Genomic DNA, 13,041 nt, shown 5'->3' with positions numbered 1-13,041 from the left:
CGCTTTGCGCGGGCTGCTAAGCAATCGAACGAATGAAGGCAAGCGGGCGGCGATGGGATTGACGAGCGAGCAGTTGCGCGAAGGACTGGACGAAGTGGCTACGCGCGAACCCCGGCTGGCGGAGGCGCTGGCGCGCGTCGGCTATCCCGAACCGCGCATCCGGCCGACCGGATATCAGACGCTGCTGCGCACGATCGTCGGCCAGCAGGTCAGCGTCGCCGCCGCCGCATCGGTCTGGCGCAAGCTGGAGGCGGAACTGGGCGAGGAAGTGGCACCGACCGAACTGCTGGCGCGCGATTTCGATACGCTGCGTGCCTGCGGCCTCTCGCGCCAGAAACAGGGCTATGCCCGCTCGCTGTGCGAGCTCGTGGTGAGCGGGGAACTCGACTTCGAAGCCCTTCCCGCCGACGACGAGGAAGCGATCGCCGAGCTCACGCGGATCAAGGGCATCGGCCGCTGGTCGGCCGAGATCTACCTGCTTTTCGCCGAGGGGCGGCCCGACATCTGGCCGGCGGGCGACCTCGCCGTGCAGGTCGGGATCGGCAAGATCCTCGGCCTCGACGCGCGTCCCTCCGAAAAGGAAACCCGCGCGCTCGCCGACGCCTGGCGGCCGCATCGCGGCGCCGTGTCGCTGCTCACCTGGCACAGCTACAACAACCCCGCGCTCTGACGAAACGCGGCTGACAAGGTCGCCCGCCGCGTCTATCCCTCCCGCCCGGAGATGGGAGGGAGAGTAACGAAATGAGCGAGCGGAAGGCGATCTTCATAACCGGCGGCGGCTCCGGCATTGGCCGCGCGATCGCGCAACTTTTCGGCCAGCGCGGCTGGTTCGTCGGGGTGGGCGACATCGACAACGCCGGGATGCAGGAGACGCTGGCCGGGATCGGCAACGGCCTCACCTACGCGCACAAGTTCGACGTGCGCGACCGGGCGGCGTGGGACACCGCGCTGGAAGCGTTTTCCCAGGCGGCCGGCGGGCGGATCGACGTGGTCGCCAACAACGCCGGCATCCCGCTCGGCGGCTCGCTGAGCGAGAACACGGTCGAGGAGATCGACCGCTGCATCGACATCAATCTCAAGGGCGTACTCTACGGAGCGCAGGCCGCGCTGCCGCACTTGCAGAAGACGGCGCCGGGAAGCTGCCTGCTCAACACCGCCAGCGCCGCCGGCATCTACGGCACCAGCGGCGCGTCGGTCTATTCGGCGACCAAGTTCGGCGTGCGCGGGGTGACCGAGGCGCTCGACGCCGAATGGGCCGAGTTCGGGATCAGGGTCCGCTCGCTGTGCCCCGGCTTCATCGACACCCCGCTGCTCGAGCATACGCCCAACGCCGCAAGCAACGAGGCGATCCGCGACCGCGTGAAGGCCGCCGGGCTGGAGATCACGCCGGTCGGCGACGTCGCCCAGGCAGCCTGGGACGCGGTGCATGGGGAAAAGCTGCACACGCTGGTGGGGCAGACGGCGCGCCGCATGGCCTTCGCCTCGCGCTGGATGCCCGGCCGCGTGCGCAAGATGGCCCGCCGGCAGGCACGGCCGCTGGGGCGGTAGAGCCTGACGACACGAAGTTCAGATTTTGCGTATCATTCCCCGTCATGCTGACTTGTTTCAGCGTCCATTGCCTCTCAGGAGCGAAGCCATGAGGGGAGAAATGGGCGCTGAAACAAATTCAGGGTGACGATTCAGACCAGCGCGCCGATCGCTTTGGCCATATCGATGTCGCGCTGCGACAGGCCATCCGCGTCATGGGTGGTCAGCGCGATTTCGACCCGGTTGTAGACGTTCGACCACTCGGGATGGTGGTCGGCCTTCTCGGCCAATAGTGCCACCCGGGTCATGAAGCCGAACGCCTCGACGAAATCGGCGAAGGTGAACGTGCGCTCGATCGCATCGCGGTCGCTTGCGAGCGACCAGCCTTGCAGATCGGCGAGGGCGATCGTGCGTTCTTCCTCGGTGAGTTTGGCGACGGCCATCCGATCTTCTCCACTTGCGGTCGGCTTGTGAGCAGGCAGCCTTTCGCCTATCGGGCGCGGTCATGCAAGCGATGCTCGCCGCCCGGGACCTGGCCTGCCGCCGCGGCGAGCGACTGCTGTTCCGCGGCCTGTCGCTGTCGCTCTCGCCGGGAGAGGCGTGCCACCTCGCCGGGCCGAACGGAATCGGCAAGACCAGCCTGATCCGCATTCTCGCCGGCCTGCTGCGGCCCTTTCATGGATCGGTCGAATGCCGCGCCTCGATCGCCCTGCTCGACGAACGCCACGCACTCGACCCCCAGGTTCCGCTCGAATGCGCCCTCGCCTTCTGGAGCGAGCTCGACGGCAGCGGCACCTCACTGATGGACGCGCACCGCGAGCGCCTCGGCCTTGTGGCGCTGGCGGACGTGCCGGTGCGCTATCTTTCGACCGGACAGCGCAAGCGCGCCGCGCTCGCCCGCCTGCTCGGCCAGCGGGCGCCAGTGTGGTTGCTCGACGAACCGCTCAACGGCCTCGACACGGCCGGGACCGAACTGGTGGAGACGCTGATCGCCGAGCATCGCGCGGCGGGCGGCACCTGCGTCGTCGCCTCTCACCAGCCGATCCGGCTCGCGGAGGCCATGCGGCTCGAGATCGCGGATTTCGCCGCATGATCGGCCGGCTGCTCCTGCGCGACCTCGCGCTGCTGATGCCGGGCGGACGGCGCGGCGGCGCGCTGCTGCCGCTGCTGTTCTTCCTCGCGGTGGCGATGATCTACCCGTTCGCCGTCGGACCGGACGCACCGCTGCTGGCGCGAACCGGTGGCGGAGTGATCTGGGTGGCGGCGCTGCTCGCGGCGATCCTCCCGCTCGACCGGCTCGTCGCGCCCGATCTTGAGGAAGGGGTGTTCGATCAGCTCGCGGTGCGAGGCGTGGCGGAGGAACTGGCGGTCGCCGTGCGGATGCTGGCGCACTGGATCAGCTTCGCCCCGCTGCTCCTGCTCGCCGCCCTCCCCGCCGCCGCGCTGCTCGGACTGGAGCAGGAGACCCTGCGCACCGTCCTGCTCGGCCTGCTGGCCGGCACGCCAGGCCTTGCCGCGATCGGCGTGCTCATCGCCGCGCTGACCGCGAGCCTGCGTGGCGGCGCGGCGCTCGCCGGCCTGCTGCTGATCCCGCTCAGCGTGCCGATCCTGATCTTCGGCGCCGGCGCCCTCGCCCGGCCTGACGGCGGCGGACTGGCCTTCGCGGCGGCAATCAGCCTGCTGCTCGTGGCAGTGACGCCGTTTGCCGCAGGCGCCGCGATCCGGGCCGCGCGGGAGAGCTGATCCACCCCTAGCGGGCAGGATCTATTCGTAGGGCGGTTTGTGCAGGCCCTTCTGGCTCAGCGTGAAAATCTCGTTCCCGTCTTCGGTGATGCCGATCGAGTGCTCGAACTGGGCCGAGAGGCTCTTGTCGCGGGTCACCGCGGTCCAGCCGTCCTTGAGCAGCTTCACCCACGGGCGGCCGAGGTTGATCATCGGCTCGATGGTGAAGAACATGCCGGGGCGCAATTCGGGGCCGGTGCCGGCCTTCGCCGCATGGACCACCTCGGGCGCATCGTGGAACAGACGGCCGACGCCGTGGCCGCAGAACTCGCGCACGACGCCGTAGCGGAACTGCCGTGCATGTTCCTCGATAGCTGCGCCGATATCGCCGAGCCGGGCGCCGGGCTGCGCCTTCTCGATCCCGATCATCAGGCACTCGTAGGTCACGTCGACCAGCCGACGCGCCTTCAGCGGCACGTCGCCGATCAGGTACATGCGGCTGGTGTCGCCGTGCCAGCCGTCGAGCAGCGGGGTGACGTCGACGTTGACGATGTCGCCGTCCTTCAGCGCCTTGTCGCCGGGGATGCCGTGGCAGACCACATGGTTGATCGAGATGCAGCACGAGTGCGTATAGCCGCGGTAACCGAGCGTCGCCGGCACGGCCCCACCCGCCAGCGTCAGCTCGCGGACCTTGTCGTCGATCTCGGCCGTGGTCACGCCCGGCCGCATCAGCGGCACGATCGCATCGAGAATGCTCGCGGCGAGCTGCCCCGCACGGCGCATCCCCTCGAACCCGTCGGGCCCGTGGAGCTTGATGGTGCCGTCGCGGATGACGGTCTCGCGGCTGTCGATCACCTGGTATTCGGTCATGACGGCCGATGTAGTGCGGGAACGCGCCGATTGCGAGGGCGCATTCCCGTTTTGCCATGTTGGAGAGGCGCCTACTTCTTCGCGGCGAACGCCTCGCGGTATTCCGGCTTCACCGCTTCGATCACCGCGGCATCGACCGGGAAGTTGAGCTCGTAGCTTCCTTCGGCATAGGGCCCGGCGACGTAAGGGCCGAACCACACGCCGATCCGGTCGAACTTGCCGCCGCCGGAGGAGCCCACGAGCACCGTCGCGTCCTTCACGTGCTGGCAGGAGTTGAAGCCGGTGGCGTCGTCGCCTGCATCGGCCGGAACCGCCTCGCCGCGGCGTTTCGCACGCTCAGCGTCGAGCGCGTCGCACAGCTTCTGCCCCAGCGCTTCGTCCAGCGCCTCGGCCGACTGGAACAGCGCGACGCCGTCCATGCCGGCCTTCGCCTGCTTGTCCCACACCAGCGACTCGAGGCCGTACATTCCGTGCGCTCCGCCTGTGTAAGTCGCGAACTCGCTCGAGAGGCTGAGGTAGCGCGGCAGATCGGCGACGACTTTCCATTCCTTGGAAAAGCTGTGGGCGCGGTAGGGGTAGTCGTTCGCTTCCGCCTGCGTCCGGTCGTCCTCCGATTCCGAAATCAGGGTCGCCTTCGCCTTCTCGGCATCCGCGTCGAGTTGGGCGGCCAGTTCGGGAATCCCGCCGGCCTGCGCCGGATAGGCATAGGAGAAGCTGTAGAGGTCGTTTTCCTCTTCCACCGACTTGGCCGCGCCCCCTGCTTCGGCGGTGGCAGACGCGGTGGCGCCGCCAGCCGGAGCCGGGTCCTGCCCATCACTCCCCTCGGCCGAGGGAGAACACGCCGCGAGTGCGAGGACCAGCGGAGCGGCAGCGGCGAGGGTGCGAAACGACATTGGATTTTCTCCCGGAAATGGCGCTAGGGGGCGATTATGAGCCATGACACCGACCTCGTTCAAGCCGATCGCGGGCAGGACGCGATTTCCATCCATCTCGTCGCTCGCGACGGCTTCGAGAACTGGATGAAGAAACTCTCGGCCGGGCAGCGCGCGGCGCTGGCGGCGCAGAAGTTCACGGGCGGCGGATACGAGGTCGGCATCGTGCCCGATGGCGACCACTGGTTCGCGGTCGGCGGCGTGGCCGATCCGGCGAGCCTGTCGAGCTGGTGCATGGCGAAGCTGGCCGAGACGCTGCCCGCCGGGACCTATCGCCTCGCCAGTGGAGAGCCCGGCCCCGCGCTGCACGGCTGGCAGCTCGCGCAGTACCGCTTCGACCGCTATCGCAAGGATGACGAACCGGCCGGCCCCCGCGTGCTGCTGACCGGCGAGGCGAAGGCTATCGAGCCGGCGCTCGCCGAAGCGCGCGCAGTGTGCCTGGTGCGCGACCTCGTCAACACCCCGGCCGAGGACATGGGCCCTGCCGCGCTGGAGGCGGAGTGCGAGGCGCTCGCCAAGGCGCACGGCGCCAAGCTCTCGGTCACCAAGGGCGATGCGCTCGAGCAGGGCTTTCCGATGGTTCACGCGGTGGGCCGCGCCGCCGCGCGGCATCACGCGCCGCGCCTGATGCACCTCACTTGGGGCAAGGAAGGCGACCCGGTGCTCGCGCTCGTCGGCAAGGGAGTGTGCTTCGACTCGGGCGGTCTCGACGTGAAATCGGCCGCCGGCATGTTGCTGATGAAGAAGGACATGGGCGGCGCGGCGCATGCGATCGCGCTCGCCGGGCTGGTCATGGGCGCGGGCCTGCCGGTGCGGCTGCACCTGATCGTGCCGGCGGTGGAGAACGCCATTTCGGCCAACTCCTTCCGTCCCGGCGACGTTCTCCGCAGTCGCAAGGGGCTGACGGTGGAGATCGGCAACACCGATGCCGAGGGGCGGCTAATCCTCGGCGACGCGCTGGCACTGGCGAGCGAGCACGGGCCGGACCTGGTGATCGACTTCGCGACCCTCACCGGCGCGGCGCGGGTGGCGCTCGGCCCCGACTATCCGGCGCTGATGGCCCGCCGCGACGAGACCGCCGCCGCGCTGATCGCCGCAGGCAAGGCGCACGACGACGAGCCGTGGCGCCTCCCGCTTCCCGAAGCCTATGTCGAATGGCTCAAGTCGGACGTCGCCGACACCAACAACGCCCATGCCAACGCCTTCGCCGGCGCAAGCGTGGCCGGGCTGTTCCTCGACAAGTTCGTCGGCGAAGGCATCGACTGGGCGCACTTCGACACGTTCGCCTGGCGCCCTGCGGCGAAGCCCGGGCGGCCCAAGGGCGGCGAGGCCTACGGCCTGCGCGCAGCGTTCCATATGTTGCGCCAGCGCTACGGCAACCGTTGACGATCGGCGCGGGACGCTTGCGGGGGGCGACGGCAGCGTTTAAGCGCGCGGCCTGCCAATTTCCGAGGGCCAAGAAGAAAACACGTGAGCGTGGCTACCGAATACCATCTGCCTGAGGGGACGATCGGCCTGGAAGGGCCCGTCGTGCGCCCGGCGCCCGGCACGCTGCCGCTGCGCGGCGACCTGGCCCATATCGCGCTCGCCGGGCGCTATCTCGCCGCGCATTACGTCGTGCCCCAGCCGCGCGAGATCGGGCCGGAGGGCGCTGCGCTACACCTGATCCCGCGCGACGACTCGGAGGTCGTCGTCCGGCTCGATGCCGGCACGGCGGTCGAGGCGCTCGACTATGCGGGCGACTGGTGCTGGGCCACCCGCGGCCCCGAGGGACCGAGCGGCTACTTGCGCACGGCGCTGCTCGCGCCATGACCACTACGGTCTTCATCGACGGCGCGGCCGGCACGACCGGGCTCGAGATCCTGGGCCGCCTGCAGGACCGCGCCGAGTTCGCGCTGCTGACGCTCGACGACGCGCGGCGCAAGGACCCTGCCGCCCGGCGCGAGGCGCTGAACGCGTGCGACGTGGCGATCCTCTGCCTGCCCGACGATGCGGCGCGCGAGGCGGTGGCGATGATCGACCCGGCCTCCGGCACCCGCGTGATCGATGCGTCGAGCGCGCACCGGACGGCGGGGGACTGGACGTACGGCTTCCCCGAGTTGGTCGGGCGCGAGGCAGTGGCCGGGGCCGAGCGGGTCAGCAATCCGGGCTGCTATCCGACCGGCTTCATCGCGCTCGTCGCCCCGCTCGTGCGCGCCGGGCTGATCCCGGCCGACTGGCCCTATACCGTCAACGCCGTGTCCGGCTTCTCCGGCGGCGGCAACGCGCTGATCGACCGCTTCGCGCGCGAGCCGGACATCGCCTTCCGCGCCTACGGCCTTGCGGGCGGGCACAAGCACCTCCCCGAGATGCAACAGCATGCCGGCCTCGCGCACGCTCCGGTCTTCGCGCCTGCTGTCGTGCCGGCCTATCGGGGCATGCTGGTCGAAGTGCCGCTCAACCTGCCGGCGATGGGCCGCAGTGCCACGCCGCAGGCGCTGCAGACGGCGCTGGCGGAGTTCTATGCCGGCTCCCCGGTCGTGAGCGTGGCAGGCTATCCGTTCGAAGGCAGCGAGACACTGCTCTCGCGCGACGCCGCGCCGTGGGACGGGCTCGAGCTGTTCGTGTTCGGAGACGAGCCTTCGCACGTGCGGCTCGCAGCCGTGCTCGACAATCTCGGCAAGGGCGCGAGCGGCGCGGCGGTGCAATCGCTCAACCTGATGACCGGCCTCGACGAAACCGCCGGCCTGCGCCTCTCTGCCTAAAATTCAGGCAGCAACTGGATTCCGATTGGGCACGCGGCCGGCGAAATCGCCGCCGCGGTGACCGGCGCCCCTCTGCGCGCATTCTGGCACGCTTCTTGATTTGGCATCCGGGGTAAGCGATGAGCCGGCCGAGCGGACGAAGAACCGCGCGCGTCGGCACATTGCGTAGGATCGGGATGACATGAAGAAGATCGAAGCGATCATCAAACCCTTCAAGCTCGACGAGGTGAAGGAGGCGCTGCACGAGATCGGCGTGTCCGGCATCACCGTGACCGAGGCGAAGGGTTTCGGCCGCCAGAAAGGGCATACCGAGCTCTATCGCGGCGCCGAATATGTCGTCGACTTCCTGCCCAAGGTGAAGCTCGAAGTCGTCGTCGGCGACCAGATCGCGGAGCGCGTGGTGGAGGCGATCGCCGCCGCCGCGCAGACCGGCCGGATCGGCGACGGCAAGATCTTCGTCACCAGTATCGAATCGGCGCTCCGCATCCGCACCGGCGAGCGGGACGACGACGCGATCTAGAATTATTCCCCTCCCGCTCGCGGGAGGGGAGCGAGACTTGGGTCTGCGCAGCAGGCCCTAGTCGCAGCGGGGTGGGCTATCCGACCGTTGCGACCGGCCCACCCCCGGCCCCTCCCGCAAGCGGGAGGGGAGAAGATAAGGAAGATACCACATGTCCAAGGCCAATGACGTCCTCAAGCAGATCGAGGAGCAGGAGATCGAGTGGGTCGACCTGCGCTTCACCGACCCGAAGGGCAAGTGGCACCACCTGACGATGACCGCGTCGATCCTGGGCGAGGACGAGCTCGAGGACGGGCTGATGTTCGACGGCTCCTCGATCGCCGGGTGGAAGGTGATCAACGAGAGCGACATGATCCTCAAGCCGGACCTGGAACGGACCTACATCGACCCGTTCAGCGCGACGCCGATGATGATCCTGTTCTGCGACATCGTCGAACCCTCGACCGGCGACTGGTACGCCCGCGATCCGCGCACGACCGCCAAGCGCGCGGAGAACTACCTCAAGACCACCGGCATCGGCGACACGATCTACGTCGGCCCCGAAGCCGAGTTCTTCATGTTCGACGATGTCCGCTTCGAGGACGGCTATGCCGGCTCGGGCTACACGATCGACGACATCGAGCTGCCGACCAACTCCGGCCGCGAGTACGAGGCGGGCAACCTCGCCCACCGTCCGCGCGCCAAGGGCGGCTACTTTCCCGTGGCCCCGGTCGACAGCGCGGTCGACATCCGCGCCGAGATGGTCTCGACCATGCTCGAAATGGGCCTCAAGTGCGACAAGCACCACCACGAGGTCGCGGCCGCGCAGCACGAGCTCGGCCTGCTGTTCTCGACCCTGGTCGAGACGGCCGACAACATGCAGATCTACAAGTATGTCGTGCACCAGGTCGCCCATGCCTACGGCAAGACGGCGACCTTCATGCCCAAGCCGATCAAGGCCGACAACGGCAGCGGCATGCACACGCACATGTCGATCTGGAACGAAGGCAAGCCGACGTTCGCGGGCAACGGCTATGCCGGCCTGTCGGACAACTGCCTGTACTACATCGGCGGCGTCATCAAGCACGCCAAGGCCCTGAACGCCTTCACCAATCCGAGCACCAACAGCTACAAGCGCCTGGTGCCCGGGTTCGAGGCACCGGTCCTGCTCGCCTACTCGGCGCGCAACCGTTCGGCGAGCTGCCGCATCCCCTACGGCGCGGGCGACAAGGCGAAGCGGGTCGAGTTCCGCTTCCCCGATCCGATGGCCAACCCCTACCTCGCCTATGCCGCGCTGCTGATGGCCGGCCTCGACGGGATCCAGAACAAGATCCATCCGGGCGAGGCGATGGACAAGAACCTCTACGATCTGCCGCCGGCCGAACTGGCCGACGTGCCGACCGTCTGCGGCAGCCTGCGCGAGGCGCTCGAGGCGCTTTCGGCGGACCACGACTTCCTGCTCAAGGGCGACGTGTTCACCAAGGACCAGATCGACGCCTATATCGAAGTGAAGTGGGAAGAAGTCCTCCGCGTGGAGACCACGCCCTCGCCGGTCGAATTCGAACTGTACTACAGCGCCTGATCCGCGCGGCCGCGATCACGAAGGGGCGTCCGGAGCGATCCGGGCGCCCCTTTCTTTTCGAGCGTCATCTGGGCCCGCGGACGAGGAGACCGCGGCGCCCCACCTGCCAGAAGCAGCCGACCAGCAGGAACACGGCGAACATCGTCAGCCAGTCGAGCGGCGCAGGCGCATCGACCAGGCCGCAATGGGCGAGCAGCGCCCACCCCCCACCGACGACGAACAGCAGGTAGAACGCGCTCGCAACTGAATCCCGCGACATGGCCCGCTGCAGCTCATCGGTGTGCCGCGCCTGAAGCAGCCCGAGTCCGTTCGCCAGCAGCAGGAGCGCGATGGCGACGACCGCCGCCACCTCGCCGGCAACCGGCCCCAGCGGCTCGGCCAGCACGAGCACGAACAGTGCCCCGCTCAGCGCCGCCATGGCACCGCAACTATAGCCGAGCATGCGCCGCTGCTCGCGCAGTTCGTCGGCATCCTCGACGTTCAGGAAGCGCGCGCCGACGCGCGGGCTGGCAAGCCCGACACCGACCCCGATGGCGGTGAGAAGATAGAGGACGCCGACGACGCCCGCGATCTCGCGTGACGGCCCGAGGCCTCGCGCTCCCTCTACGTCGACGAGGTTGAGGAACAGCAAAGTCGCGGCAAAGCCCGACACGGCCCCCACGGCGACGGGAACGGCGAGACCCCTCGCCAGCGACTTCTCCTGCTTTGCGACATTCATAGCTCGGGCTCCCACTCGTCGATGAACAGATCGGGCACCGCCACGCCGAACAGTTTCGCCATGCGCAGCGCCAGCGGCAGCGAGGGGTCGTACTTGTCGGTCTCCACCGCGTTGATCGTCTGCCGCGAAACGCCGAGCCGCCGGGCAAGCTCGCCCTGACTCCAGCCCTGCGCCTCGCGGTGATCCTTCAAACGGTTGCGCACCCAAGCGACTCCTCTGCCTGTAAAGAGCTCTGGACATTGTATACTTGACAAAGCAGAACGAACATGGAACATGATTCGCGACAGGCCGGCGTTCTTTCTCAGTTAGCTATCTCATCGGATCGACTAGACGCGGCAATTGACCTGCTGACCAGTTACGATCCCAATTATCACCGAGCAGAGGATGTTGTTCGCTCCATTGGCGAAACCATTCTGGGACATCCTCGTCCCGCCCATGAAGAAAGCGAGCCACCGCAGATTCAGGTTCTCTGCCCCGTATCAGCCATACGGCCATAATGCCTTGTGTGACTGCCTCGCACAGGGTCTGTTCAAGTTTCGGAAGGTCTTGAGCCTTGATTGGGTTGTCTAGCGCCTTCGGATGTCTGGAGCAGCGCTCCACCTTTTTTGACCTAGGATTGGCTCTCCAACCCCAAATGCCGTGAAAGGCATGGTTGCGCTGAGCTTTTGTGTCATTCAGGCGTTGGTGGATTGCCTTCGCTGCCTCTCTGGCGCGAGCATCCGCAATGTCGTCCAGGTGCTTCTTGAGGAGGTCAAGTTTCGGGCCAAGTGGCTTCTCGCCAATTAGCGTTTGTTGCTGCTTTCGCGTGATCGACAGCGCGGTGAGAATGATTTCATCGATAAGCCAGTCGGCTTGCCCCCAAAGCACGGCGATCCGCCCGAGCTGGGCGTGTTCCTTATCTGTGAGGGGTGAAACGAAGGAGCTGATACATGTCGCTCATGGCAGAATCTGAGACCTATTCCGAAGAGGAAACCGAACGCCGCCGCGAGGCAGCGCTAAAGCGGATGCTGAAGACACCGCCGAAGCCGCACAAGCCTGCGAGGCGTTCGATTGCATCCGGCCTCTACGTCATCCCATGCGGGATGCATCAGGCCGCGGACTTCGACTTGATGAGATTCAAGGCGCCGCAATGACAGCGAAGCAAGCATTGTGAAGTGGTATTCTTCAGCACCTCGCCGATGAATGCTCGCGTAGTAAGGTGGCGCCCGAAAACCTCCTTACATCCGCCACACGCCAAATTTTCATCGGGATTAGAGCCAGAAAAACCAGCGCCCTTCTCCAGCACCATAGTGATTGCGTCTGGCTCTGCTTCGTCATCTTGGATGACTTTAAAATAGATTTTTGCGGCCATATCTCTCCCCTATTGAGGGGACCATAATGGCAGGCCTTAGGGCCGAGTCCAGCGCTTACGACGCTCCCCGATATGGCGGAGCAGCTTCAATCGCTTAGGCGGCGATTGCGTCAGTCCGCCGATAGGTGAGGCGCTTGCCGGTGATGCCCTTGAGGGCCAGATCGGCGCGCTCCGCGTCGTTGGTGCCGAGCCCCGAACGATTGCTGTAGCGGAAGTCGAACTCGGCAAGGTAGCGGTGCAAGTGCTGCTGACCGCAATGCTGATAGATGCCACGCATACCGCGCTTGAAGATGCCGAAGAAGCCCTCGACCGTGTTCGTGGTCACGTCGCCGCGAGCATACTCTTTGATGCGGTGATTGACCGTCTCATGGGCGGCAAAGTGACGGCCCGGTGCAATGTAAGCCTTGGCTTCGTCGGTCACGAGGCGGCTCTGACGATCAATGCGGGTGAACAGGAGCTTGGACACGTTGGCGGGGCCGAATGACTCGGTGAACACAACACTGGTCGAGCGGCCCGTCACGCGATCCACGAGCGAGACAACGCGGTTCATGTGCTGAATGGGAGTGCGTGAGAGAGCCTTGGTCTTGTCGCGGCCGATGTAGGTTTCATCCACCTCGACCGTTCCGCCGGGGCCGCCCATGGGGGTGTCATCAGTGGGGATCATCGCTTCACGAATGCGGTGGGCCATAAACCATGCGGTCTTGTAGGTGACGCCGAGCATACGGTGAAGCTGATGAGCGCTGATGCCCTTCTTGCTGGCGCACATGAGGTGCGTGGCAAGCAGCCACTTGTGGAGAGGAACCTTAGAGCTTTCGAACACGGTCCCGACCGTGACGGTGAACTGCTTGCGGCAATCGTTGCACTGGACGACGCCCTTGCGAAGCGCGCCTTCGGGATGCGCCTTGGTCTTGCGGCCACGCTGCGGAGGGAGCCGCTTCGTATCCTTGCTTTCACAGTGAGGGCAGACAGGACCATTCGGCCAGTGGAGCGCTTCAAGGTGCTCGCGGGCTGCATCTTCGTTCTGAAAGCGGGGATCGTAGATGTTTTTCATAGGCACACCCTAGCTATGAGGGGTGCTTTGTCAAGTATATAATGT

At 66.7% G+C, this 13,041-nt stretch carries 17 protein-coding genes; 10 read left to right on the top strand and 7 right to left on the bottom strand.

Annotated features, from left to right (window positions below):
• Nucleotides 1–52: 52 nt before the first annotated feature.
• Complete coding sequence (locus tag JNO53_RS08410) at nucleotides 53–670, top strand: DNA-3-methyladenine glycosylase family protein (RefSeq protein ID WP_203109586.1); 618 nt, start codon at nucleotides 53–55, stop codon at nucleotides 668–670.
• Nucleotides 671–741: 71 nt separating this feature from the next.
• Complete coding sequence (locus JNO53_RS08405) at nucleotides 742–1,548, top strand: SDR family oxidoreductase (RefSeq protein ID WP_203109585.1); 807 nt, start codon at nucleotides 742–744, stop codon at nucleotides 1,546–1,548.
• Nucleotides 1,549–1,679: 131 nt separating this feature from the next.
• On the opposite strand, the gene JNO53_RS08400 is transcribed toward JNO53_RS08405, so the two are convergent.
• Complete coding sequence (locus JNO53_RS08400) at nucleotides 1,680–2,009, bottom strand: 4a-hydroxytetrahydrobiopterin dehydratase (protein WP_274380871.1); 330 nt, start codon at nucleotides 2,007–2,009, stop codon at nucleotides 1,680–1,682.
• 23 nt (nucleotides 2,010–2,032) lie between these two features.
• Here JNO53_RS08400 and ccmA point away from each other — a divergent pair, with 23 nt between their 5' ends.
• Nucleotides 2,033–2,620 carry a heme ABC exporter ATP-binding protein CcmA gene (gene ccmA, locus JNO53_RS08395; RefSeq protein ID WP_203109583.1) on the top strand — a complete coding sequence of 196 codons (588 nt, stop codon included), beginning with the start codon at nucleotides 2,033–2,035 and terminating at the stop codon, nucleotides 2,618–2,620.
• A complete protein-coding gene (locus tag JNO53_RS08390) occupies nucleotides 2,617–3,270 on the top strand; it encodes a heme exporter protein CcmB (RefSeq protein ID WP_203109581.1) in 654 nt (217 codons plus the stop codon). The genes ccmA and JNO53_RS08390 overlap by 4 nt, the downstream gene beginning before the upstream one ends.
• A 21-nt stretch (nucleotides 3,271–3,291) precedes the next feature.
• Here the strand turns inward: JNO53_RS08390 and map are convergent, their stop codons facing one another.
• Together map and JNO53_RS08380 are read right to left on the bottom strand one after the other, a co-directional pair.
• The gene (gene map / locus JNO53_RS08385) at nucleotides 3,292–4,119 is read right to left on the bottom strand and encodes a type I methionyl aminopeptidase (RefSeq protein ID WP_203109578.1); all 828 of its coding nucleotides are present in this window, start codon (nucleotides 4,117–4,119) and stop codon (nucleotides 3,292–3,294) included.
• Between the two features lie 71 nt (nucleotides 4,120–4,190).
• A complete protein-coding gene (locus tag JNO53_RS08380) occupies nucleotides 4,191–5,012 on the bottom strand; it encodes a DUF4163 domain-containing protein (protein ID WP_203109576.1) in 822 nt (273 codons plus the stop codon).
• Nucleotides 5,013–5,048: 36 nt separating this feature from the next.
• On the opposite strand from JNO53_RS08380, the gene JNO53_RS08375 reads away from it, so the two are divergent.
• The 5 genes from JNO53_RS08375 to glnA all read left to right on the top strand — a co-directional run bounded on the left by JNO53_RS08375 (nucleotide 5,049) and on the right by glnA (nucleotide 9,876).
• Complete coding sequence (locus tag JNO53_RS08375; protein ID WP_203109574.1) at nucleotides 5,049–6,437, top strand: leucyl aminopeptidase family protein; 1,389 nt, start codon at nucleotides 5,049–5,051, stop codon at nucleotides 6,435–6,437.
• Nucleotides 6,438–6,521: 84 nt separating this feature from the next.
• Nucleotides 6,522–6,863 carry an SH3 domain-containing protein gene (locus tag JNO53_RS08370; protein WP_203109572.1) on the top strand — a complete coding sequence of 114 codons (342 nt, stop codon included), beginning with the start codon at nucleotides 6,522–6,524 and terminating at the stop codon, nucleotides 6,861–6,863.
• Nucleotides 6,860–7,795: an N-acetyl-gamma-glutamyl-phosphate reductase gene (argC, locus tag JNO53_RS08365; protein WP_203109570.1), complete on the top strand. Its 936-nt coding sequence runs from the start codon at nucleotides 6,860–6,862 to the stop codon at nucleotides 7,793–7,795. The genes JNO53_RS08370 and argC overlap by 4 nt, the downstream gene beginning before the upstream one ends.
• A 181-nt stretch (nucleotides 7,796–7,976) precedes the next feature.
• The gene (locus JNO53_RS08360; protein ID WP_203109569.1) at nucleotides 7,977–8,315 is read left to right on the top strand and encodes a P-II family nitrogen regulator; all 339 of its coding nucleotides are present in this window, start codon (nucleotides 7,977–7,979) and stop codon (nucleotides 8,313–8,315) included.
• Between the two features lie 151 nt (nucleotides 8,316–8,466).
• Nucleotides 8,467–9,876 (top strand): type I glutamate--ammonia ligase, encoded by a 1,410-nt coding sequence (glnA, locus tag JNO53_RS08355; protein ID WP_203109567.1) that lies wholly within the window; start codon nucleotides 8,467–8,469, stop codon nucleotides 9,874–9,876.
• A 64-nt stretch (nucleotides 9,877–9,940) separates the two neighbouring features.
• Here glnA and JNO53_RS08350 read toward each other — a convergent pair whose 3' ends face one another.
• From JNO53_RS08350 to JNO53_RS08340, 3 genes are all read right to left on the bottom strand, one after another.
• The gene (locus JNO53_RS08350) at nucleotides 9,941–10,594 is read right to left on the bottom strand and encodes a hypothetical protein (RefSeq protein ID WP_203109565.1); all 654 of its coding nucleotides are present in this window, start codon (nucleotides 10,592–10,594) and stop codon (nucleotides 9,941–9,943) included.
• On the bottom strand, nucleotides 10,591–10,797 hold the full coding sequence (locus JNO53_RS08345) for a helix-turn-helix domain-containing protein (protein ID WP_203109563.1): 207 nt from the start codon (nucleotides 10,795–10,797) through the stop codon (nucleotides 10,591–10,593). The genes JNO53_RS08350 and JNO53_RS08345 overlap by 4 nt, the downstream gene beginning before the upstream one ends.
• 106 nt (nucleotides 10,798–10,903) lie before the next feature.
• A complete protein-coding gene (locus JNO53_RS08340; RefSeq protein WP_203109561.1) occupies nucleotides 10,904–11,461 on the bottom strand; it encodes a hypothetical protein in 558 nt (185 codons plus the stop codon).
• A gap of 62 nt (nucleotides 11,462–11,523) precedes the next feature.
• On the opposite strand from JNO53_RS08340, the gene JNO53_RS08335 reads away from it, so the two are divergent.
• Nucleotides 11,524–11,727: a hypothetical protein gene (locus tag JNO53_RS08335; protein WP_203109559.1), complete on the top strand. Its 204-nt coding sequence runs from the start codon at nucleotides 11,524–11,526 to the stop codon at nucleotides 11,725–11,727.
• Between the two features lie 312 nt (nucleotides 11,728–12,039).
• Here JNO53_RS08335 and JNO53_RS08330 read toward each other — a convergent pair whose 3' ends face one another.
• The gene (locus tag JNO53_RS08330; RefSeq protein WP_203109556.1) at nucleotides 12,040–12,996 is read right to left on the bottom strand and encodes an IS1595 family transposase; all 957 of its coding nucleotides are present in this window, start codon (nucleotides 12,994–12,996) and stop codon (nucleotides 12,040–12,042) included.
• Between the last annotated feature and the right edge of the window lie 45 nt (nucleotides 12,997–13,041).

This window comes from Altererythrobacter sp. C41, from assembly GCF_016803135.1.
Classification (GTDB): Bacteria; Pseudomonadota; Alphaproteobacteria; order Sphingomonadales; family Sphingomonadaceae; genus Pelagerythrobacter.
The sequence above is the reverse complement of the archived record's forward strand: the minus strand, read 5'-3'. Positions and strand labels throughout refer to the sequence as shown.

Bases quoted from the DNA above. Each gene is read 5' to 3' on its own strand.
- JNO53_RS08410 (WP_203109586.1), top strand. From the start codon at position 53: ATGGGATTGACGAGCGAGCAGTTGCGCGAAGGACTGGACGAAGTGGCT.
- JNO53_RS08405 (WP_203109585.1), top strand. From the start codon at position 742: ATGAGCGAGCGGAAGGCGATCTTCATAACCGGCGGCGGCTCCGGCATT.
- ccmA (WP_203109583.1), top strand. From the start codon at position 2,033: ATGCAAGCGATGCTCGCCGCCCGGGACCTGGCCTGCCGCCGCGGCGAG.
- JNO53_RS08390 (WP_203109581.1), top strand. From the start codon at position 2,617: ATGATCGGCCGGCTGCTCCTGCGCGACCTCGCGCTGCTGATGCCGGGC.
- map (WP_203109578.1), bottom strand. From the start codon at position 4,119: ATGACCGAATACCAGGTGATCGACAGCCGCGAGACCGTCATCCGCGAC.
- JNO53_RS08380 (WP_203109576.1), bottom strand. From the start codon at position 5,012: ATGTCGTTTCGCACCCTCGCCGCTGCCGCTCCGCTGGTCCTCGCACTC.
- JNO53_RS08375 (WP_203109574.1), top strand. From the start codon at position 5,049: ATGAGCCATGACACCGACCTCGTTCAAGCCGATCGCGGGCAGGACGCG.
- argC (WP_203109570.1), top strand. From the start codon at position 6,860: ATGACCACTACGGTCTTCATCGACGGCGCGGCCGGCACGACCGGGCTC.
- JNO53_RS08360 (WP_203109569.1), top strand. From the start codon at position 7,977: ATGAAGAAGATCGAAGCGATCATCAAACCCTTCAAGCTCGACGAGGTG.
- glnA (WP_203109567.1), top strand. From the start codon at position 8,467: ATGTCCAAGGCCAATGACGTCCTCAAGCAGATCGAGGAGCAGGAGATC.
- JNO53_RS08350 (WP_203109565.1), bottom strand. From the start codon at position 10,594: ATGAATGTCGCAAAGCAGGAGAAGTCGCTGGCGAGGGGTCTCGCCGTT.
- JNO53_RS08335 (WP_203109559.1), top strand. From the start codon at position 11,524: ATGTCGCTCATGGCAGAATCTGAGACCTATTCCGAAGAGGAAACCGAA.
- JNO53_RS08330 (WP_203109556.1), bottom strand. From the start codon at position 12,996: ATGAAAAACATCTACGATCCCCGCTTTCAGAACGAAGATGCAGCCCGC.